The sequence below is a fragment of the Synechococcus sp. CBW1108 genome (assembly GCF_015840335.1).
In the GTDB taxonomy this organism is placed as follows: domain Bacteria; phylum Cyanobacteriota; class Cyanobacteriia; order PCC-6307; family Cyanobiaceae; genus Cyanobium_A.
In genome coordinates this window covers 1,814,223-1,834,795 of record NZ_CP060395.1, presented here as the reverse complement: position 1 = coordinate 1,834,795, position 20,573 = coordinate 1,814,223, and the positions used below count along the sequence as shown (strand labels likewise).

Genomic DNA, 20,573 nt, shown 5'->3' with positions numbered 1-20,573 from the left:
GGGGCGCTCAGGCCACCACCGCCTGCCGCTCCGCCAGCCCCATGGCCGCCTTCTCGCTCGGGGGCACCAGCAGCTTGAAGCGTCTCTTCCAGCCATCCCAGTCGGCCAGAATCGCCGCGGCCTTGGCGCTGCCGGTGAGCTCCAGATGGGCTGCCAGCAGGGGCTTGAGCACGGCTTCCTGCTCCGGGGTGGAGAGGGGACAGATAGAGACAATCTCGGCGTTCACCCGCTCAGCCAGGCCTCCGGCTTCATCGAGGATGAAGGCCACACCTCCGGTCATGCCGGCGGCCACATTGCGGCCGGTGGAGCCCAGCACCACCACCACCCCACCGGTCATGTATTCACAGCAGTGGTCACCGGCGCCCTCCACCACGGCTGCAGCTCCGCTGTTGCGCACGCCGAAGCGCTCGCCGGAGCGGCCCAGGGCAAACAGCTCACCGCCGGTCGCGCCATAGAGGCAGGTGTTGCCCAGGATCACCTGGTTGCCGGGATCGTTGACGCCGGCTGGGGGCACCACGGTGAGGCGCCCCCCATTGAGGCCCTTACCCACGTAGTCATTGGCATCCCCCACCAGGCGCAGATTCATGCCCTGGACGCCGAAGGCTCCGAAACTCTGGCCGGCCGCTCCCTCAAAGTTGAGATCGAGCTGGCCAGCGAATCCCGTGTTGCCATGGCGGGCAGCGATCTCGCCGGAGAGCCGGGCACCCACGCTGCGGTCGGTGTTGACGATCGCCAGGCTGCGGGCAACGCGGCCGTGGCCCTCGATGGCGGCCATCAGTTCCGCATCCGCCAGCAGCTGATCTTCCAGGATCGGGCCATTGCTGTGGGCCCGATCCCCATGCTGCAACCAGGAGCGATCGGCCGCCGCTGGGATCGGAGTGATCAGGCAGGAAAGATCCAGGGTCTGGGTTTTAACAAGGGCCACGGCCCGGGGCTGCAGCAATTCACTGCGGCCGATCAGATCTTCGAGGCGTGCCACGCCGAGCACGCTCAACAGCTGGCGCACCTCCTCGGCGACAAACAGGAAGAAATTCACCACGTGCTCGGGCACGCCGGGAAAGCGCTTGCGCAGGTTTTCTTTCTGGGTAGCCACCCCTACCGGGCAATTGTTGGTGTGGCAGACGCGGGCCATGATGCAGCCCTCGGCGATCATCGCCACCGAGCCAAAACCGTATTCCTCGGCGCCCAGCAGGGCGGCAATGATCACGTCCCAGCCAGTCTTGAGGCCGCCATCGGCCCGCAGCAGCACCCGATCGCGCAACCCATTCTCGAGCAGGGAGCGATGGACCTCGGTGAGGCCCAGCTCCCAGGGACTGCCGGCGTGCTTGATCGAGCTGAGCGGCGAGGCGCCGGTGCCGCCGTCGTGGCCGGAGATCTGAATCACATCTGCGTTGGCCTTGGCCACACCGGCAGCGATCGTGCCGATGCCGATCTCGGCCACCAGCTTCACGCTCACCTTGGCGGCGGGATGCACCTGGTGCAGGTCGTGGATTAGTTGGGCCAGATCCTCAATCGAATAGATGTCGTGGTGGGGCGGCGGCGAGATCAGGGCCACGCCGGCCTTGCTGTTGCGCAGCCAGGCGATGTAGGAATCCACCTTCGGGCCCGGCAGCTGGCCGCCCTCACCCGGCTTGGCCCCCTGGGCCACCTTGATCTCCAGCTGCCGGCCACTGCGCAGATAGGCCGGCGTGACGCCAAAACGGCCCGAGGCGATCTGCTTGATCGCCGAGCAGGCCGTATCTCCGTTGCGCAGCCCTTTGATCGTGGGCAGGGTCGGCGAGTGTCCGTCGCCATCCACATCGGTGAGCGGGGCGAAACGGGCCGCATCTTCGCCGCCTTCGCCACTGTTGCTCTTGCCGCCGATGCGGTTCATCGCCACCGCCAGCACCTCGTGGGCCTCCCGGGATAGGGCCCCCAGGCTCATGCCACCGGTGCAGAAGCGGCTGCAGATGCTCGCCGCACTCTCCACCTGGTCGAGCGGCAGGGGGGCTGGGGCGGCGATGAGCTCCAGCAGATCGCGTAGCGCAGTTACCGGCCGGTTTTCCAGCAGGCTCTTGTAGGTGGAGAAGTGGTCGTACCCAGGGCCCGCCTTGACCGCCGCATGCAGGGCCTTGGCCATCTCCGGACTGTTGAGGTGGTACTCGCCACCGGTGCGGTACTGCACAAAACCCATGAACTCGAGCTTGCTGCGGTTGAGTTCGGGGAAGGCCTTGGCGTGAAAGCTCAGGGTTTCGCTCGCCAGTTCGGCCAGGCTCAGGCCCGCCACCCGGCTGGTGGTGCCCTTGAAGGCCAGTTCGATCAGGTCGGCGCCGATGCCGATGGCCTCGAAGATCTGGGCCCCGTGGTAGCTGGCCAGCAGGGAGATGCCGATCTTGGAGAGGATCTTGCGCAGGCCGTCTTCTAGGGCCTTGCGCACATTGGCCTGCACCTGATCGGGGCAGAGGGCCGGCAGCTTGCCGGTTTCGATCAGCTTCTGCACCCGAGGGTGGGCCAGCCAGTGGCGGCTGGTTTCCCAGGTGAGCCAGGGACATACGGCGCTGGCGCCAAAGCCGATCAGACAGGCCAGGTGGTGGGTGCTCCAGCACTGGGCGGTGTCAACCACCAGGGAGGTCTGGAGCCGCAGGCCCAGGTTGAGCAGGTGGTGGTGCACCGCCCCCACCGCCAGCAGGGGCGGAATCGTGGTGGTGGTGGCGTTGATGCCCCGATCCGAGAGGATCAGGATCTGCATACCGGCACGCACGGCAGCTTCGGCCTCGCTGCGCAGGCGGCTTACCGCTGTAGCCAGGCCCCCAGGCCCATCGGTGATCCCCATCAGGGTGGAGATGGTGGTGGCCGATAGGCCCTGCTGGCCCAAGGCCTCCAGCTCTGCCTCATTGAGAATCGGGCTGGCCAGGTGCAACACGGCGGCAGCCGAGGGCTCAGGCCGCAGGGCCGACCCCCGCGGGCCCAGGTGCATCTCCAGGCTCATCACCAGCTTTTCCCGCAGCGGGTCGATCGGCGGGTTGGTGACCTGGGCGAACCGCTGTTTGAAGTAGTCGTAGAGCAGGTGGGGCTTAGCGGAGAGCACCGCCAGGGGAATGTCATCCCCCATGCAGTAGGTGGGCTCCTTGGCCGCACCAGCCATGTCCTCGATAACCAGGTCAAAGTCTTCGGCGGTGAAACCGAAGGCCGTTTGCTGCTGCAGCAGCTCCAGATCGCCCAGCTGGCGCTCCTGGGTCCAGGGCTGGGGCGCCAGGCGGCGGCGATGCTCGGCCAGCCAGGCGCCATAGGGGTGGCGCGCCGCCACTTCGGCCTTGACATCCCAATTGCGCAGCAGCCGGCCCCGCTCCAAATCCACGGCCAGCATCTGGCCGGGTCCGAGCCGGCCCTTTTCAATAATGCGACTCTCCTCGAGCTCCACCACGCCGGTTTCCGAGCCCATCACCACAAAGCCGTCGTTGGTGATGCAGTAGCGGGCCGGGCGCAGGCCGTTGCGATCCAGGGTGGCCCCCACGCTGCGGCCATCGGCGAACACCAGCAGGGCCGGACCATCCCAGGGCTCCTGGGTGCAGGCGGAGTATTCATAAAAGGCCTGGATCTCTGGCCTGTCGGTGAGCTCGGGCTGGTCGCGGAAGGCCTCGGGCACCAGGGTGAGCAGGCTCTCGGTGATTGGCCGGCCGCTGCGCACCAGCAGCTCCAGGGTGGCGTCAAGGTTGGCCGAGTCGCTGAAGGCGGCATTGACCACCGGCTTGAGATCCCTCGCCGCCTCCCCCCAGATGGCGTTGAGATCGGCCTCCGAGGCCCGGGCCCAGTTGAGATTGCCCAGCAGGGTGTTTATTTCGCCGTTGTGGCCCAGCAGGCGCATCGGCTGGGCCAGGGGCCAGCGGGGCAGGGTGTTGGTGCTGAAGCGGCGGTGATAAACCGCGAAGCTCACCGCAAAGCGTGGATCGCGCAGGTCGCCGTAGAAGGCTGCGAGCACCTGGGAGCGCACCATGGCCTTGTAGACCACCGTGCGACTGCTCAGGGAGGCGAAGTAGAGCTCGCTGGGCGAGGCGCCCCAGACGGCCCGCGCCCGGTCGCCGCAGCGGCGGCGCAGGCGAAACAGCAGGGCCTCGAGGGCATCCCCCTCCAGATCAGCCGTCAGCAGCCACTGGGCAATAGCCGGCGCGGTCTGGCGAGCCAGGGTGCCGAGCACCTCTGGGTTGAGCGGCACCTCACGCCAGCCCAGGCTGCGCAATCCCAACCGGGCAGCCTCCCCGTCGCAGAGTTCTTTGGCTTCAGCCTGTTTAAGCGGATCAGCGGGCAGAAACACCATGGCCAGCCCCCGGGAGCTGCCGCTGGCAGCCTCGGCCTGGGGCCATACGGCCTCGAGATAGGCCCATGGGATACCACACAGCACCCCCGCTCCGTCCCCGGAATCACCGTCGCCGCCGCAGCCCCCGCGGTGCTCCATGCAGTCCAGGCCGCGCAGGGCCTGGGCCAGCACCCAATGGCTGGCCTCGCCTCGGAGGCTGGCCAGGAATCCCACGCCGCAGGCATCCTTCTCCCCCGCCACAGCCTCCGGCGCAGGGCTGTCGCAATGGGGCCAAACGGGGCGAGGGGGATGAGGCATAACCCGAGTCGGTCCGGCAGTTGATCTGGAAGATCAAGGGCCGCATAAGGGCCGATCCTAGGGATTCACACCCCCCGGGGCTACTGGCCAGCGGCCAAAGACCGCTAGCGTCCAAGACGGTGGATCGGGCTGGCGATGGCTTCTGCAGCATGGCTGGCTCCCTGGCTGCTGGCCCTGCTCCTGCCGGCGGCGAGCCAGGCCCTGCCCCATGGGATGGCCCAGCCGCCCCCTCCGCCACCGCCACCCCCGCCAGAACAGCCCAGCCCAGCCCCTGAGCAGCAGGGCGGCAGCATTGCCATCAACGGCCGTCAGCAGAAAGCACGCTGGCTCTGGATCGGGCGCCCCTTTGAGCCCCCCCAACAGCTCTGGCTGCCCCTGGAGGTACTCGAAAACCAGCTGGGAATAGCTAGTCGCAGTAGCAGCGAAGGGTCGCTCGAGCTCGACTGGTTTGGCCAGGAGCTCAAGCTGCCAACCAGCGCCCAGCGGAGCCTGGAGGATGAGGTGGCGGTGGACGTGGCCCGTTTATTTCAAGCCCTTGGGGTGGATGTGCGCCAGCAGGGCAGCCAGCTGATCCTCGAGCTGGCCAGGCCCCAGCTCCTCAATGTGCGCAGCTCCACCCCGGGGCCGATTCGCCGCGTCGTGCTCGATCTGTCCGGGCCCGCAGTCAGTGGCAGGGACGCCGGCGGACTGAGCGTGGATCTGCTCAGCCGCAAAGACCAGCTCACCCAGCTCCAGGCCCTTGGCCTGAAAAGCCAGCAGGCCGGGCCCAGCTTGAGCCTCAACCCCCTATCCGGCTCCCTGACCAGGGTGTTCAGCCTGGGCAGTCCGGCGCGGCTGGTGATCGAGTGGCCGGCGCCTGAGGGCGCCAGTGGTGGCGGCAGCCGCGGGAGCGGTGAAGCCGCGCCGATCGATCCACGCCTACAGGCCCTGCTCGGCAAGGAGGTGCAGTGGGACCGGCTGGTTCGCCAGGGGGTGCGCATCAATGCGGTGCGAATCGATCCGCGCAGCTCGACTCTGCAACTGCGGCCCCTGGTTCGGCCAGGAAGCATGGAGGGGCTCAGCTCACTGGTGCAGCTCGCCAACCAGCAGCAGGCCTGGGTCGCCATCAATGGCGGCTACTTCAACCGGGTGCGTCGCCTCCCCCTGGGGGCCCTGAAGACGGACGGCCGCTGGCTCTCCGGGCCAATCCTGAACAGGGGTGTGGCGGCATGGAGCGATCGGGCCCTGCCCCGCTTTGGCCGGCTGCAACTGACGGAGTGGATCGTGGGGCCTGGCGGCCAGCGGCTGCCAGTTAGCAATGTCAACAGTGGCTATGTGCAGCGGGGCATCAGCCGCTACAACGCGGATTGGGGGCCCAGCTACCGGGCCTTGAGTGGCTCGGAAACGGGCCTGCTGCTGCAAGCAGGCAGCGTGCGTCAGCTCTTCGGCGTAGCGGAGTTGGAGGCCGGGGTGCCCCTGCGGGGCGATGACCTGCTGCTGGTGGCCCGCGGTGGCACGATCCTGCCCTGGACAACCGGTGAGCGGCTGCAGCTGGAGACCCGAGCCAGCAACGAGCTCGGCCTGGCTCCCCATGTGATCGGCGGCGGCCCCTTGCTGCTGCTGGGGGGGCAGATCGTGCTGAACGGAGCCGCTGAAAACTTCAGCGCCTCCTTCCTCAGCCAGGGGGCCCCGCGCACGGTGCTGGCCAGGGACGACCAGCAGGTGTGGTTGATCACCCTGGAAGGCACCCAGGACAGCGGCCCCTCCCTGGGGGAAACGGCCTTACTGCTGCAACAGCTGGGTCTGCGGGATGCGGTCAACCTCGACGGCGGCAGCTCCACCGGGCTTGTGCTGGGGGGCTCACTCCAGGTGAAGGGCCGAGGCGTAGCCGGTTCCGTCCACAACGGAGTAGGCCTGGTGCCCTGAGCGGGCTGCCAAAGTGGCTTCCTGGGAGTATCGATCGCCATGCCCAAGGGCCACAGCCTGCGCGTGACCGCCGCCGCCGCCGCCGAACTTGGACGCCAGGCCGCTGTGGCTGGCACCCCCGGGATGATGCACCTCGACCTGGTTGAGAGCAGTTGTGCGAGCTGGGCCATCCGGCTCCGGCCGGGCCACCTGGCGGGGAACCCCATCGCCCGGGCCGACGGCATCACCGTCTATGCCCCGGCAAACCAGCTGTCCCTGCTCACCGGCCTGAGCCTTGATTACCGGGGCGATCTCAGTGGCGGCGGCTTTCTCGTGCGCCCTGGGGAAGGGATCCAGAGTTGCGCCTGTGGAGCGGCCTTCAGCCGCGGGACTGAGGGGCGTCGGCCGATTTAATGACGGTTGACCCAGTAGGGTGACGGATTGTCGAAATCGGTCGGTTCATCCGACCATTCTTCCCCGACCAGACCCCGGTCCTCGATGCCCACTATCCAGCAGCTGATCCGAACCGAGCGCCAGAGTCTTTCCCGCAAGACGAAGTCGCCTGCCCTGCGCGCCTGCCCCGAGCGTCGGGGGGTCTGCACACGCGTGTACACATCCACGCCCAAAAAGCCAAACTCGGCCCTCCGCAAGGTGGCTCGCGTGCGACTCACCTCAGGCTTTGAGGTGACCGCCTATATCCCCGGCATCGGCCACAACCTCCAGGAGCACTCGGTGGTGCTCATCCGCGGAGGACGGGTTAAGGATCTACCCGGGGTTCGGTATCACATCATTCGGGGCACCCTTGACACCGCCGGGGTCAAGGACCGTCGCCAGTCCCGCTCCAAATACGGCGCCAAAACACCCAAAGCCTGATCCGGCCATGCCCACCTTGTGGGCTCCCTGATCCACTTCAAAAGTCCCCCCTTCCTTCCCGCCCCGGTCGACCATGTCTCGCCGCAATGCCGCCGAGAAGCGCCCAGTGCTTCCCGACCCCCAGTTCAACAGCCGTCTCGCCTCGATGATCGTGGCCCGGCTGATGAAGCATGGCAAAAAGTCCACGGCCCAGCGCATCCTCTCGGATGCCTTCTCGATGATCAACGAGCGCACCGGCACCGATCCGCTTGAACTTTTCGAAACGGCGGTGCGCAATGCCACCCCGTTGGTGGAGGTTCGGGCAAGGCGGGTCGGCGGCGCCACCTACCAGGTGCCGATGGAGGTGCGGCAGGAGCGGGGAACGGCCATGGCCCTGCGCTGGCTGGTGAACTTCTCAAGGGCCCGCAACGGCCGCAGCATGGCCCAGAAGTTGGCCGGTGAGCTCATGGATGCGGCCAACGAAGCCGGTAGCGCCGTGCGCAAGCGGGAGGAAACCCACAAAATGGCCGAGGCCAACAAGGCCTTCGCCCATTACCGCTACTAAATCGCTTCTCTATCGCTCCTACAGACCCACTCTGTAGAATAGAGCCTACGTTTTTTGACCTCTCGGAGACCTCCCTCGTGGCCCGCGCCTTTCCACTGGACCGCGTCAGAAATATCGGCATCGCCGCCCACATTGACGCGGGAAAAACCACCACTACCGAACGGATTCTTTTCTACTCCGGGGTGGTGCACAAGATGGGTGAGGTTCACGACGGTGCCGCCGTCACCGACTGGATGGAACAGGAACGGGAACGCGGCATCACGATTACGGCTGCCGCCATCTCGACCAGCTGGAAAGACAACCGGATCAATATCATTGATACCCCGGGTCACGTTGACTTCACGATTGAAGTTGAGCGTTCGATGCGGGTGCTGGATGGCGTGGTGGCAGTTTTCTGCGCCGTGGGTGGCGTTCAGCCCCAGTCGGAAACGGTCTGGCGCCAGGCCGATCGCTACAACGTGCCCAGGATCGTGTTCGTCAACAAGATGGACCGAACTGGGGCCAACTTTCTGAAGGTCTACGAGCAGATTAAAGACAGGCTCAAGGCCAATGCTGCCCCCATCCAGCTGCCGATCGGAGCTGAGGGCGACCTCAAGGGAATCATCGACCTTGTGCGCAACAAGGCAATTATCTTCACTAATGACCTGGGGACAGACATCCTTGAGGAGGAAGTCCCAGCAGACATGAAGGATGAAGTCGATAAATGGCGTCTCAAGCTGATGGAATCAGTAGCCGAATCCGAAGAAGATTTGATTGATATATTCCTCGAGAATGGTGAGCTCACCGAGGAACAGCTCGTCAAGGGAATCCGCAACGCCACCATTCACCACGGCATGGTGCCAATGGTCTGCGGCTCAGCCTTCAAAAATAAAGGAGTCCAATTGGTGCTCGACGCCGTTGTCGACTACCTGCCTGCTCCCGTGGATGTGCCACCGATCACAGGCCTGCTGCCAGATGGCACCGAATCGAATCGCCCCTGCGACGACAGCGCTCCCTTCAGCGCCCTGGCGTTCAAGGTAATGGCTGATCCCTACGGCAAGCTCACCTTCGTGCGCATGTACTCCGGGATTCTAAACAAGGGCAGCTACGTACTCAACTCCACTAAAGATAAAAAAGAGCGCATCTCCCGCCTGATCCTGCTCAAGGCAGATGATCGCGAGGAAGTAGATGAGCTTCGGGCCGGCGACCTTGGTGCGGTGCTCGGACTGAAGGACACCACCACTGGGGACACGCTTTGCGTTGAGGCCGATCCGATCATTCTCGAATCGCTCTTCATTCCCGAGCCCGTGATCTCCGTGGCCGTTGAACCCAAGACCAAGGGCGATATGGAAAAACTCTCCAAGGCCCTGCAATCTCTTTCAGAAGAAGATCCCACCTTCAGGGTCTCCACCGATCCGGAAACCAGCCAAACGGTTATTGCCGGCATGGGTGAACTACACCTGGAAATTCTGGTCGACAGAATGCTCAGGGAGTTCAAGGTTGAGGCAAATATCGGTGCTCCCCAGGTCTCCTACCGGGAAACCATTCGCTCGAGCTCGAAAGGCGAGGGCAAGTTTGCCCGTCAAACCGGTGGCAAGGGTCAGTACGGCCACGTCGTGATCGAAATGACTCCTGGGGAGCCGGGCTCTGGGTTCGAATTCGTCAACAAGATTGTTGGCGGCATCGTCCCCAAGGAATACATCGGCCCTGCCGAGGCAGGCATGAAGGAGACCTGCCAGTCTGGCGTGATTGCGGGTTTTCCCATGATCGACGTCAGGGCCACCATGATTGATGGCTCTTACCATGACGTCGATTCATCGGAAATGGCGTTTAAAATTGCCGGATCCATGGCCTTCAAAGACGCCGTCAAGAAGTGCAACCCAGTACTGCTTGAGCCGATGATGAAGGTGGAAGTCGAGATCCCCGAGGATTACCTTGGGTCGGTCATCGGCGACCTTTCTTCCAGGCGCGGCCAGGTGGAAGGGCAGTCCATCGACAACGGACAGTCCAAAGTCCAGACGAAAGTGCCCCTGGCCGAAATGTTCGGCTATGCCACCCAGCTCCGATCCATGACCCAGGGTCGGGGTATTTTCTCGATGGAGTTCAGCCATTACGAGGAAGTTCCTCGCAATGTGGCCGAAGCCATCATCTCCAAGAATCAGGGCAATTCCTGATCTTACCCCACCCTAACCCCCCGATTCTTTCTACTCATGGCACGCGAGAAGTTCGAAAGGAACAAACCCCACGTCAACATTGGCACCATTGGCCACGTTGACCACGGTAAAACCACTCTGACGGCTGCCATCACCAACGTGTTGGCATCCCAGGGCATGGCAAAGGCCCAGGCTTACGATGAAATTGATGGTGCCCCTGAAGAGAAAGAGCGGGGTATCACCATCAACACGGCCCACGTCGAGTACGAAACCGCAAAACGTCACTACGCCCACGTTGACTGCCCGGGCCACGCGGATTATGTCAAGAACATGATCACCGGCGCTGCCCAAATGGATGGCGCCATTCTGGTGGTGGCTGCCACCGACGGCCCCATGGCCCAAACCAAAGAGCACATCCTTCTCGCCAAACAGGTTGGTGTGCCAGCCTTGGTGGTGTTCCTCAATAAGAAGGACATGGTCGACGACGAGGAGATCCTCGAGCTCGTTGAACTGGAAATGCGTGAATTGCTCAGCAATTACGACTTCCCCGGCGATGACATCCCCGTAGTAGCAGGTTCTGCTCTCAAAGCACTGGAGTACATCCAGGATGGCAACAAAGCAGTCCGTGGTGCTGACGAGTGGGTCGACAAGATCCTCGATCTGATGGATGCCGTGGATGAGTCGATCCCCGAGCCAGAACGGGAAATCGACAAGCCCTTCCTGATGGCAGTTGAAGACGTGTTCTCAATCACCGGTCGTGGGACCGTGGCCACCGGCCGGATCGAGCGCGGCAAGGTCAAGGTGGGTGAGATGGTGCAAATCGTCGGCATCAAAGACACCCGTGAAACCACCGTCACCGGTGTGGAAATGTTCCGCAAGCTGCTTGACGAAGGCATGGCTGGCGACAACGTGGGCCTGCTGTTGCGCGGCGTGCAAAAAGAAGATATCGAGCGTGGCATGGTGCTTGTCAAGCCCAATTCGATCAAGCCCCACACCAAGTTTGAGGGCGAGGTTTATGTGTTGAAGAAGGAAGAAGGTGGTCGCCACACCCCATTCTTCGCTGGTTATCGCCCGCAGTTTTACATTCGCACCACCGACGTGACCGGCCAGATCACTGCCTTCACCTCCGACGACGGCGCCAATGTGGAAATGGTGATGCCCGGAGACCGGATCAAGATGACCGGAGAGCTGATCTGCCCGGTGGCTATCGAGCAGGGCATGCGCTTCGCCATTCGCGAAGGCGGCCGCACCATCGGTGCTGGCGTGGTGTCCAAGATCCTGGCCTGACCCTGAGCTAAGTTGACTGGGGTGGGCCTACGGGACCTACCCCTTTTCAGCGCACCTCGACAACCCATCCATTGCTGCCACCAGGGCCTGCTGCTCTGGGGCTAACCGAACGCCGTATCAAACATGTCCACAGCCATCGCCCAGCAGAAGATTCGGATCCGCCTGAAGGCCTTTGATCGCCGCATGCTGGATCTCTCCTGCGAAAAAATCATCGAAACCGCCGATCACACCGCCGCCACGGCAATCGGCCCCATCCCCCTGCCCACCAAGCGCAAGATTTATTGCGTGCTGCGCTCTCCTCACGTGGACAAGGATTCGAGGGAGCACTTCGAAACCCGTACCCACCGCCGCATCATTGATATTTACAGCCCCTCCGCCAAAACGATCGACGCCCTGATGAAGCTGGACCTGCCCAGCGGAGTTGACATCGAAGTCAAGCTCTGAGCCGCGTCAAGCTCTGAGCCGCACGCCCCGGCGCCTGGCAGATTTTTATAGGATGGTTAGGCACTCCTGATCAAGCCATGGGCGAACTGGCCGTGCGGGAGCTGCCGCTGTTTCCACTGCCCGATGTGGTGCTCTTCCCCCAGGAAGTGCTGCCGCTCCACATCTTCGAGCCCCGCTACAGGATGCTGCTGCGCACGGCCATGGCAGGCGACCAACGCTTCGGCGTGGTGCGCTGGGATCCCCAGACCCAGGCCATGGCAGCAGTGGGCTGCTGCGCTGAAATCCTGCACTGCCAAACCCAGGACGACGATCGCAGCAACGTTGTCACGATGGGCCAGCAGCGCTTCAGGGTTCTCGAGATCGTGCGGGAAGCGCCCTTCCGGATAGGCCTGGTGAGCTGGATCGAAGACGAGCCCGCAGCCAGCCACACCGAACTGGAGACCCTCAGCGCTGAAGTGACCCGGGCCCTGCGCGATGTGGTGGAGCTCACCGGCAAGCTGATCGGCAAGCCCACCACCTTGCCCAGCGATCTGCCGGACCTGCCCAGGGAGCTCTCCTTCTGGATCGGAGCCCACTTGGGCGGCCCGGTTGCCGACCACCAACAAGCCCTGCTGGAGATCACCGACACCAGCGAGCGGCTTCGCCAGGAATACGAGCTGCTCGACCAGACCCGCCGGCAACTGGCTGCCCGCACCGTGCTCAAGGACACCTTCCAACCCCAATAACCCTCCTGCACCGGCTCCCGGTTTGATGCTCCCTCCCAGCTGGCCCCTGGCCACAATCCTTGGTGCCGGAATCCTGGCCCTGGCGGCCGGCCTCTGGCTGAGGCAGCGGCGCCGCTACGAATCTGCAGCCAGCGTTGCCGCGGCCTACGACCGCTGGACCACCGACCGGCTGCTGGAGCGCCTCTGGGGCGACCACATCCACCTGGGCTACTACCAAAAATCAGCTCCAGGCCGCCACCAGCGCCAGGATTTCCGAGCTGCCAAAGCGGCCTTCGTGCATGAACTGGTGCGCTGGAGCGCTCTAGACCAGCTGCCGCCCGGATCAACGCTGCTGGATGTGGGCTGCGGCATCGGCGGCAGCGCCCGAATCCTGGCCCGCGACTACGGCTTCAAGGTGGTGGGGATCAGCATCAGCCCTGCCCAGATCGAACGGGCCCGCTCGCTGACCCCAGCGGGGCTGAGCTGTCGCTTTGCCGTAATGGATGCCCTGGATCTGGAGTTGCCTGACGCCAGTTTCGACGCTGTCTGGAGTGTGGAGGCCTGCCCCCACATGCCCGACAAGCAGCGCTATGCCGACGAGCTCCTGCGGGTGCTCAAACCGGGGGGCCTGCTGGCCGTGGCTGACTGGAACCGGCGCGATGGCCCCATGGGCAGGGTGGAGCGCTGGGTGATGCGCCAGTTACTGGAGCAGTGGGCCCATCCTGAATTCGCCACCATTGGCGGCCTGCAGCAGCACCTCCAGCAGAGCCCCCATGCCGCCGCAATGGCGATCGAAACCGGCGACTGGAGCCAGGCCACCCTGCCATCATGGATCGATTCCATTGCTGAGGGGGTGCGCCGGCCCGGGGCGATTCTGGGCCTGGGGCCCAAGGCCGTGCTGCAAGGCCTGCGCGAAACACCCACCATCTTGTTGATGCACTGGGCCTTTGCCACCGGGCTGATGCAGTTCGGGGTGTTCCGCGGCAGCAAGCCCAGCTAACTGAGATTGGTGATCGGATAGGCGCCGAACAGGGCCAGATGGGCGCAGAGGGGCCGCAAGCCTTCGAGGGCATGCTCGAGCGGAGCGGAGCCCTCAGGCAGCTCCAGATCCACAAAAAAGATGTATTCGCCCATCTCCCGTTTCGAAGGCCGCGACTCGATCCGGCTCATGTTGAGACCCTGCTGGGCGAAGCAGGCCAAAGCCTCCAGCAGGGCCCCAGGCTTGTTGGAGTGCATCGAGAAGGCCAGGCTGGCCATCGGGCCGTGGAGGGAGCGGGGTGCCCGACGCAGCAGCAGAAAACGGGTGCAGTTGCCCGGCACGTCATTGATCGGATAGGCCAACTCCAGCAGCCCATGCTCCCCGCCAGCCTGCTGGGAGGCGATCGCCGCCCGGAAGCGGCTGCCAGCCACCAGCCGGGCCGCCTCGGCCGTGGAGCTGGTGGGCAGCTGCAGGGCCCGGGGCAGGTGATCGGCAAGCCACTGACTGCACTGGGCCAGGGCCTGGGGGTGGGAGAGCACCTCGCTGACACCCTCGATCGGGCCACTGCCAAGCAAGGCATGGCGAATCGGCAACACCAGGGCCCGGGCCACCGTGAGATCCGGGTGTTCCCAGAGAGAGTCGAGGCAGGAGGTAACACCGCCCTCAACCGAGTTCTCAACCGGCACGACCGCCGCATCACAACTGCCGTGGGCCAGGGCCTGTACGACGGCCCGGATCCCCGAGTGGGGCACCAACTCAGGCTTGGCCACCTCCTCCAGCTCAGCCAGCTGCCGGGCCGCTTGCTCGCCATAGGTACCGACCGGGCCGAGAAAGGCAAAACGCATCGTTTGCAAAAACTGAGGAAAGGCAACCCAACCGGGCCGATAGGATCATGCCGCGCCGGCCCGCAGGCCATGCCCCTGGCCTTCAGCGCCAGTCAAGAACTTCAACTCGCCGTGAGCGACCAACCCGACCGGTTGGCCTCCTACCTAACCCAGACAGACCGGGTGGTCAGGGCTCTATTCGACCCCAGCCAACTCAAAGCCCTCGAGCCCGGCCACTACCGCTACTCCGTCACCCACCTGCAGGTGTTCAAGCTGGAGATCCATCCGGTGGTCACCCTGCGCACCAGCCTGGCAGCGGGGAAGCTGCTGCTGGAATCCAGCGAATGCGAACTGGAGGGGCTGGGCCTGGTGGATGATTTTCAGCTGACCCTGGGCTCCTGGCTCACGGCAGGAGAATCAGGGCTGGAGGGCCAGGCCACGTTGGCGGTGGCAGTGAGCCAACCCCCCCTGCTCAAACTGATTCCCGCCAAGGTGCTCGAACGCACGGGCCAGTCGCTGCTGGCTGGCATCCTGCTGGGCATCAAGGGGCGGGTGAGAGACCAGCTGATCAAGGACTTCCAGCTCTGGTGCCAGGAGCACAGGGGGCAACCCGACTCAGAAAGCTGAGCCGGTGGAGGGGCGTGGGCCCAAGGTCCTGGAGGGCCTGGCGGTGCTTGGCCGTGCCATAGCCCGCATGGCGCTCGAGGCCATAGCCCGGATAGCTCTTCGCCAGCTCGCCGATCAAGCCGTCACGGGCCTGCTTGGCCAGCACGCTGGCCGCCGCAATCGCCAGACAGTGGCTGTCGCCGCGCACCAGGGTGACCTGCTCCCCGCTCCAGCACCGCAGGGGTAACACACCATCCACCAGCAGCAGCTGGGGAGGCCGGGGCAACTTCTGAACTGCGCGAAGCATGGCCCACTCGGTCGCAACTCGAATGCCATGGCGGTCGATCTCAGCTGCCGAAGCCTGGCCCAGGGCCCAGGCTTCGGCCAGGTTTTGGATGACGGGCACCAGATCTGCGCGCCGCCGCGCAGTGAGCTTTTTGCTGTCGGTGAGGCCCACGGCAGCCAGCGGAGCGAGGCAGGGCTGGCCCAACACCACGGCGCCGGCGAAGACCGGACCAAACAGGCTGCCCCGACCCACCTCATCCACCCCGGCACTGGCGAGGGGGTCCCTGCCCTGCCAGGGATCCGTCAACATCAATCAGGTGGGGGCAGATGAGCGACGGCGGCGGCGGCGGGGCTCACCGGCTTCGTCCAGCTCGGGCTCGACAACGGCGAGGGTGGCTTTGGCAGCGGCAGGTTTGGATCCATTGCTGGCCGCCGAGCTGCGGGTGCGTCCCCGGCGGGCCGGCAGCTCCACCTCGGGAGGAGCAATACTCACAACGGTAGGAACTGAAACGGTGACCACCGTTTCGGGATGAAGCGCCTCCGGCAGGGGCGTGATCTCAACCATTGCGGGCAATTCCCGCTGGGCGTGAATCTGGACAGGGGCCTCAGCGCCCGGCTCCTCGCCGGCCTGTTCCTGGAAGACCTGTCCCTGGGAGACCTGTTCTTGGGAGGTCAGCCCAGCACCACCGCGGCCACCCCGACCGCGGCGGCGGCGGGTGCCACTTGCCGCCAGCTGTTGACGCGCCTCCTCGAGCACCAGCTCGGCATCCAAGCCAGGACGGACCACCCGCACTACGACGTTGTCACCACTAGGGGGCTGGTCAAGCAGCAGGGCCGGGTTCAGACCCATCCAGCCGAACACCAGCTCCTGATCGGCATCCATGGGAACGGCAATGATCTCCTGGTCGAAGCGACGCGGAGCAGGCTCGATGCTGGCGGGGCTGAGCGCCCGGGGAGCCTCCTCTGCGGAGGATTCAAAGGCTTCAGAGCTGGTATTTGCCTCCACCAATTCAGTGCTGCCGCGGCCCCCACGGCCCCCGCGACGGCGTCGGCCGCCGCTGGTCTCGCCAGCAGTCGCCGGGCTCGCGACTTCAGCCCGGGCCGATGCGGCTGAGCGCACCAGGCCTGCCACGCTGGCCAGGGGCTGGAGTGTGTCCATGCCAGGCAGCACGGCCACATGGCCCAGCCCACCGCAGCTAGGGCAGGCGCGACCAAACAATTCATAGATGTTCTGGCCTTGGCGCTTGCGGGTGAGCTCCACCAGACCGAGCTCGGTGAGCTGGGCGATCTGGGGCCGGGCCGAATCATCACGGGCGGCCTGGGTGAAGTGTTCAAGCAGCTGCAACTGGTCGCGGCGCGACTCCATATCGATGAAATCGATGATCACCACCCCACCGATGTTGCGCAGTTTCAACTGACGGGCGATCTCAACCGATGCCTCACAGTTGGTCCAGAGCACGGTCTCGCGGGCGTTGGCCGAGCGCGTGAAGGAGCCTGAGTTGACATCAATGACGGTGAGCGCCTCGGTGGGCTCGATGATCACGTACCCACCTGAAGGCAGATCAACTCGCGGCTTGAGGGCATCGCGAATTGCCGCATTTACTTTGAAATGCTCGAGGATTTCGGCCGATTCGCCATGGGCCTCGACAAGCACGTTGGTGTGATCCGAGCCCAGAAAGGCATTGGCCCGAGCCACTGCTTCTGGGGTATCAACCACCACCCGCACCAGATCCGGGCTATAGAGATCGCGCAGCACCCGATGGACAAAATCTTCGTCCCGGTTCAGCAGCACCGGAGGGCTGGCAGTCTCGGCGGCGGTCTGGATGCCCTCCCACTGGCGCAGCAGGGCCTCGAGATCATCAATCAGCAGCTCTTCGCTGACGGACTCAGCCTCGGTGCGGATCAGTAGCCCAGCCCCCGGGGGCTTGATCAACACACCAAGGGCCCGGAGGCGATTGCGCTCGTTATCGCCATCAATGCGGCGGGAGATATTGACACCCTGGCCGTGGGGCTGGAGCACCAGAAAGCGCCCCGGCAGAGCCAAATTGCCAGTCAGACGGGGGCCCTTGGTGCCCGTGGGCTCCTTCATCACCTGCACGAGCACCTTCTGGCGCGGTTCCAGCAACTCGGTGATGCCGGCTGCACCCTTGCGCAACCGCAAAGGGCCCAGATCGGTGACATGGATGAAGCCGTTTTTCTCGCTTTCGCCGATGTTTACAAAGGCGGCATCTATACCGGGCAAGACGTTTTCAATGGTGCCGAGATAGACATCTCCGATTTGGTAGCGGCCCTGGGCGACTACCAATTCATCTACCCGTTCATCGTTGAGAACCGCGGCAATCCGCAGTTGCTCTGCAATGACAATCTGCTGGGACATGGGATAAGGAATTTGGCCCGTCTGGGCCTACCAAGGAATAGGAAAAGGAATAGAAAAAACCGAAGGCAGCTTCAGTTGTAGTACAAACAAGCTGGACAACAAAAACAGTTGGCTGCGGCGAAGCCCCTAAATAGATGAGCGGCGGCAGGGACCGAACGCCCTGGCGAAATTGTTGCTAAAAATGCTGTTCTGAATCAGCCGCGCATCAACTGCCGCGGAACAGCTTTCAGGAATCGACTCCTTGAAAGCAGTGGGGCGAATACTGGGGCAAATATGCCCTGGGGCGGTGAAACCAATGAATCTGGCTACCGGCAGCCTTGGTGACCCGAGAAGCGTCGGGTTCAACTAGCTAATCGCCTTAATTAAAGGTTAGCACGGGCTTGAGCAGCAGGGCCCTGCGACGCAGGGTGGTGACGGTCAACGGCTGGCCGAGCAGCTCACCAAGCCAATGCTGCAGCTGCTCAGGCCTCAGGCTCCGGCCAGAGCTATCAACTGCCGCCCGCAGATCGAAAGCCGCCGGGCCATCGGGGAACAACTCTGAGATCACCAAATCCAGCAGAAAAGGCCGGCAATCGCGGCTGCGGGGTCGCCCTTTCTTATCGGTGTCCTGCCAGGCCAGGGTCTGGGCAGCCAGCAGGGCGCTACGGGCCTGCTGCCACTGCTGGGGCGTCAAAGGTGCCCCGGCCTGGGGCTGCAGCACGAAGTCCCAATGCGCCGCCTCCAGCTCCTGGGAGAGGCTCACTCCAAACACCGGCACCTGCAAGGCAGACAGCAACTGGAATTCTGCTGGCAACTGGGGCTGCAGCCGGGCCCGCACCAGCGCCGGATCTACCTGCTCGGTGAACTCCAGGTCAAGCCACTCGCCGAGACCCTCCACCCCCAAGGGCAAGGGCAGGGCGAGCTGCAACCGCGGCAAGGGGTGGAAGCCGCCGCTGAAACTCACCGGCAGGCCGGAACGGCGCAGGGCCCGCTCCAGCATCCGCAGGGTGTCTAGATGGCTGATCAGCGCCAGGGAGCCGGTTTTGGCAAAGCCAATCCGCAGCCGGTCCACCCGCTCACTGGCGGGGGCCCGCTGGGGCTTGGCCGGTGGGATGGGCAGCGGCGGGATCACCACGTTGTGGCCCAGCTCGGGCCCGCATACGCCGCAACTGCTGCAGCCGGCGAAGGAGCAATCGGGCACCACCGCCGCCGCCAGGGCCCGTTGCAGATCTTCCGCTAGCCAGCGTTTCTCGAGCCCCGAATCGATGTGGTCCCAGGGCAGGCTCTGGCGGCAGAAGGCCTCCAGAGCCGCCGCCGCCATGGCTTCAGTGGCGCTCCAGGCGCCCAGCTCCAGCTGGCGGTAGCGGCCGCCAAGGCCGGCCGCCTCGATCGCCCCGGTCCAGGCGGCATAGCTGCGCTCGGCCGATTCAAACCAGGCATCCAGGCCGGCGCCGGCGCGCCAGGCGGCCTCGATCACCGGGGCCAGCTGCCGGTCGCCGCGGCCGATGAAGTCTTCGATTGCCGAAAGCCGCACGTCGGTGAAGTTGGTCTTAAGGCCGCGCAACTGGCGCAGGGCGCCTCTGAGCAATTCCTGGCGCCGCCGGAATTCGCCGGTGCTGACGCTGTGCCACTGGAAGGGCGTGTGGGGCTTGGGCGTGAAGTTGCTGATCGTGAGGTTCAGCTCCAGCCGGCCCAGATCGCCGCACTGCCGTTGCAGGGCCTGGCATGTATCGGCGATGCCGAGCACGTCGGCATCGGTTTCCCCCGGCAGGCCGATCATGAAATAGAGCTTCAATTTGCGATAGCCGTTCTCCATCGCCGTACGCACGCCGGCCAGCAGCTCGGCGTCAGTGAGCCCCTTGTTGACGATGTCGCGCAGACGCTGGCTGCCAGCCTCCGGCGCAAAGGTGAGGCCCGCCTTGCGGGTGCCGCCCAGGATGTGGGCGATGTTCTCATCGAAGCGATCCACCCGCTGGCTGGGCAGGGTGAGGGAAACATTTTTGTCAGCAAGACGGTTGCGCAGTTCGACGCCGACGGCGGGCAGGGCCAGGTAGTCGGAGCAGCTCAGGGACAGCAGCGAAAAATCGGCGTAACCGGTGCGGCCCATACCCTCTTCCACCGCTTCGATGACGGCTTCGGGCTCCACGTCGCGGGCGGGTCGGGTGAGCATGCCGGGCTGGCAGAAGCGGCAGCCGCGGGTGCAGCCGCGGCGAATCTCCACCGTGAGCCGGTCGTGAACCGTTTCGATGTGGGGCACCAGGCCCATGGCGTAGTGGGGCATAGGCGTGGCGGTGCGCCGCTGAATCCGGGCCGGGACGCCTGGTTCGAGCGGCTCGATGCTCACCCCATCGGCGCCGGGTCCATAGAGGCTAGGCACGTATACCCCTGGCACCTGGGCCAGATCCTTCAGCAGCGCCCGGCGGCTGAGGCCGGCGGCACGGCCCTCGGCCACCACCAGGCCGATCTCGGGCAGCAGCTCCTCGCCATCGCCGAGGGCCACGAAGTCAAAGAAGGCGGCGAAGGGCTCCGGGTTGCTGGTGGCTGTGGGGCCGCCGGCAAAGATCAGCGGTGGCGAATCCGGGTGAGCCAGGGGCAGGTCGCCGCGATCGGCCGCCCGGATCGGGATGCCGGCCAGCTCCAGCATCTCGAGGATGTTGGTGCCGCCCAGTTCGTAGCTGAGCGAGAAGCCCAGGATGTCGAAGGCGGCTAAGGGCCGCCGGCTCTCAACCGCAAACAGGGGCGCGCCTCGCTCGCGCAGGCGGGCGGCCAGATCCGGCGCCGGCAGGTAGCTGCGGTCGCAGAGCTGGCCGGGAACGGCGTTGAGAATTGAATAGAGAATGATGTGGCCGCTGTTGCTTGCCCCCACCTCGTAGACCTCGGGGTAGGTGAGCGCCCAGCGCACCCCTACTTGCTTCCAATCGGCCTCCCAGTCGCGCGGCTGCACCCCCAGCTCATTGCCCAGGTAGCGGGCGGGCTTGCTGATGCCCAGATCCACCAGGGCGTCGAAGTCGACCGGCGCATCAGCCGAGGTGGCAACGGTCACAGGTGCCGACGGCAGGCAAGA

Annotated in this window: 15 protein-coding genes; 10 read left to right on the top strand and 5 right to left on the bottom strand. The window is 64.7% G+C overall.

Annotated features, from left to right (window positions below; genetic code table 11):
* Positions 1–7 precede the first annotated feature (7 nt).
* A complete protein-coding gene (locus tag H8F27_RS09865) occupies positions 8–4,591 on the bottom strand; it encodes a glutamate synthase-related protein (protein ID WP_197147956.1) in 4,584 nt (1,527 codons plus the stop codon).
* A 135-nt stretch (positions 4,592–4,726) separates the two neighbouring features.
* On the opposite strand from H8F27_RS09865, the gene H8F27_RS09860 reads away from it, so the two are divergent.
* The 9 genes from H8F27_RS09860 (at position 4,727) to H8F27_RS09820 (ending at position 13,459) form a co-directional block, all read left to right on the top strand.
* A complete protein-coding gene (locus tag H8F27_RS09860; RefSeq protein ID WP_231596182.1) occupies positions 4,727–6,496 on the top strand; it encodes a phosphodiester glycosidase family protein in 1,770 nt (589 codons plus the stop codon).
* 39 nt (positions 6,497–6,535) lie between these two features.
* Positions 6,536–6,889 (top strand): AIR synthase, encoded by a 354-nt coding sequence (locus tag H8F27_RS09855; RefSeq protein WP_197147955.1) that lies wholly within the window; start codon positions 6,536–6,538, stop codon positions 6,887–6,889.
* Between the two features lie 84 nt (positions 6,890–6,973).
* Complete coding sequence (gene rpsL, locus H8F27_RS09850) at positions 6,974–7,348, top strand: 30S ribosomal protein S12 (protein WP_197147954.1); 375 nt, start codon at positions 6,974–6,976, stop codon at positions 7,346–7,348.
* Positions 7,349–7,421: 73 nt separating this feature from the next.
* Complete coding sequence (gene rpsG / locus H8F27_RS09845; RefSeq protein ID WP_197147953.1) at positions 7,422–7,892, top strand: 30S ribosomal protein S7; 471 nt, start codon at positions 7,422–7,424, stop codon at positions 7,890–7,892.
* Positions 7,893–7,969: 77 nt separating this feature from the next.
* Positions 7,970–10,045 (top strand): elongation factor G, encoded by a 2,076-nt coding sequence (gene fusA, locus H8F27_RS09840; RefSeq protein WP_197147952.1) that lies wholly within the window; start codon positions 7,970–7,972, stop codon positions 10,043–10,045.
* A gap of 36 nt (positions 10,046–10,081) precedes the next feature.
* The gene (gene tuf, locus H8F27_RS09835) at positions 10,082–11,311 is read left to right on the top strand and encodes an elongation factor Tu (RefSeq protein ID WP_197147951.1); all 1,230 of its coding nucleotides are present in this window, start codon (positions 10,082–10,084) and stop codon (positions 11,309–11,311) included.
* Positions 11,312–11,434: 123 nt separating this feature from the next.
* Positions 11,435–11,755, top strand: coding sequence for a 30S ribosomal protein S10 (gene rpsJ, locus H8F27_RS09830; RefSeq protein ID WP_006910513.1), 321 nt, complete (start codon positions 11,435–11,437; stop codon positions 11,753–11,755).
* A 77-nt stretch (positions 11,756–11,832) separates the two neighbouring features.
* The gene (locus H8F27_RS09825) at positions 11,833–12,480 is read left to right on the top strand and encodes an LON peptidase substrate-binding domain-containing protein (protein ID WP_197147950.1); all 648 of its coding nucleotides are present in this window, start codon (positions 11,833–11,835) and stop codon (positions 12,478–12,480) included.
* A 25-nt stretch (positions 12,481–12,505) separates the two neighbouring features.
* A complete protein-coding gene (locus H8F27_RS09820) occupies positions 12,506–13,459 on the top strand; it encodes a methyltransferase domain-containing protein (protein ID WP_197147949.1) in 954 nt (317 codons plus the stop codon).
* Here the strand turns inward: H8F27_RS09820 and pheA are convergent.
* Positions 13,456–14,283: a prephenate dehydratase gene (gene pheA, locus H8F27_RS09815; protein ID WP_197147948.1), complete on the bottom strand. Its 828-nt coding sequence runs from the start codon at positions 14,281–14,283 to the stop codon at positions 13,456–13,458. The two genes, H8F27_RS09820 and pheA, sit on opposite strands and share 4 nt — an antisense overlap.
* 69 nt (positions 14,284–14,352) lie before the next feature.
* On the opposite strand from pheA, the gene H8F27_RS09810 reads away from it, so the two are divergent.
* Entirely contained in the window at positions 14,353–14,889 is a 537-nt protein-coding gene (locus H8F27_RS09810) for a DUF1997 domain-containing protein (protein ID WP_197147947.1), read from the top strand.
* Here the strand turns inward: H8F27_RS09810 and H8F27_RS09805 are convergent.
* The 3 genes from H8F27_RS09805 to H8F27_RS09795 form a co-directional block, all read right to left on the bottom strand.
* A complete protein-coding gene (locus H8F27_RS09805; RefSeq protein WP_197147946.1) occupies positions 14,831–15,463 on the bottom strand; it encodes a ribonuclease HII in 633 nt (210 codons plus the stop codon). The genes H8F27_RS09810 and H8F27_RS09805 overlap by 59 nt on opposite strands.
* A gap of 3 nt (positions 15,464–15,466) precedes the next feature.
* Complete coding sequence (locus H8F27_RS09800) at positions 15,467–17,530, bottom strand: Rne/Rng family ribonuclease (protein ID WP_197147945.1); 2,064 nt, start codon at positions 17,528–17,530, stop codon at positions 15,467–15,469.
* 358 nt (positions 17,531–17,888) lie between these two features.
* On the bottom strand, positions 17,889–20,552 hold the full coding sequence (locus H8F27_RS09795; protein WP_231596181.1) for a TIGR03960 family B12-binding radical SAM protein: 2,664 nt from the start codon (positions 20,550–20,552) through the stop codon (positions 17,889–17,891).
* Positions 20,553–20,573 lie beyond the last annotated feature (21 nt).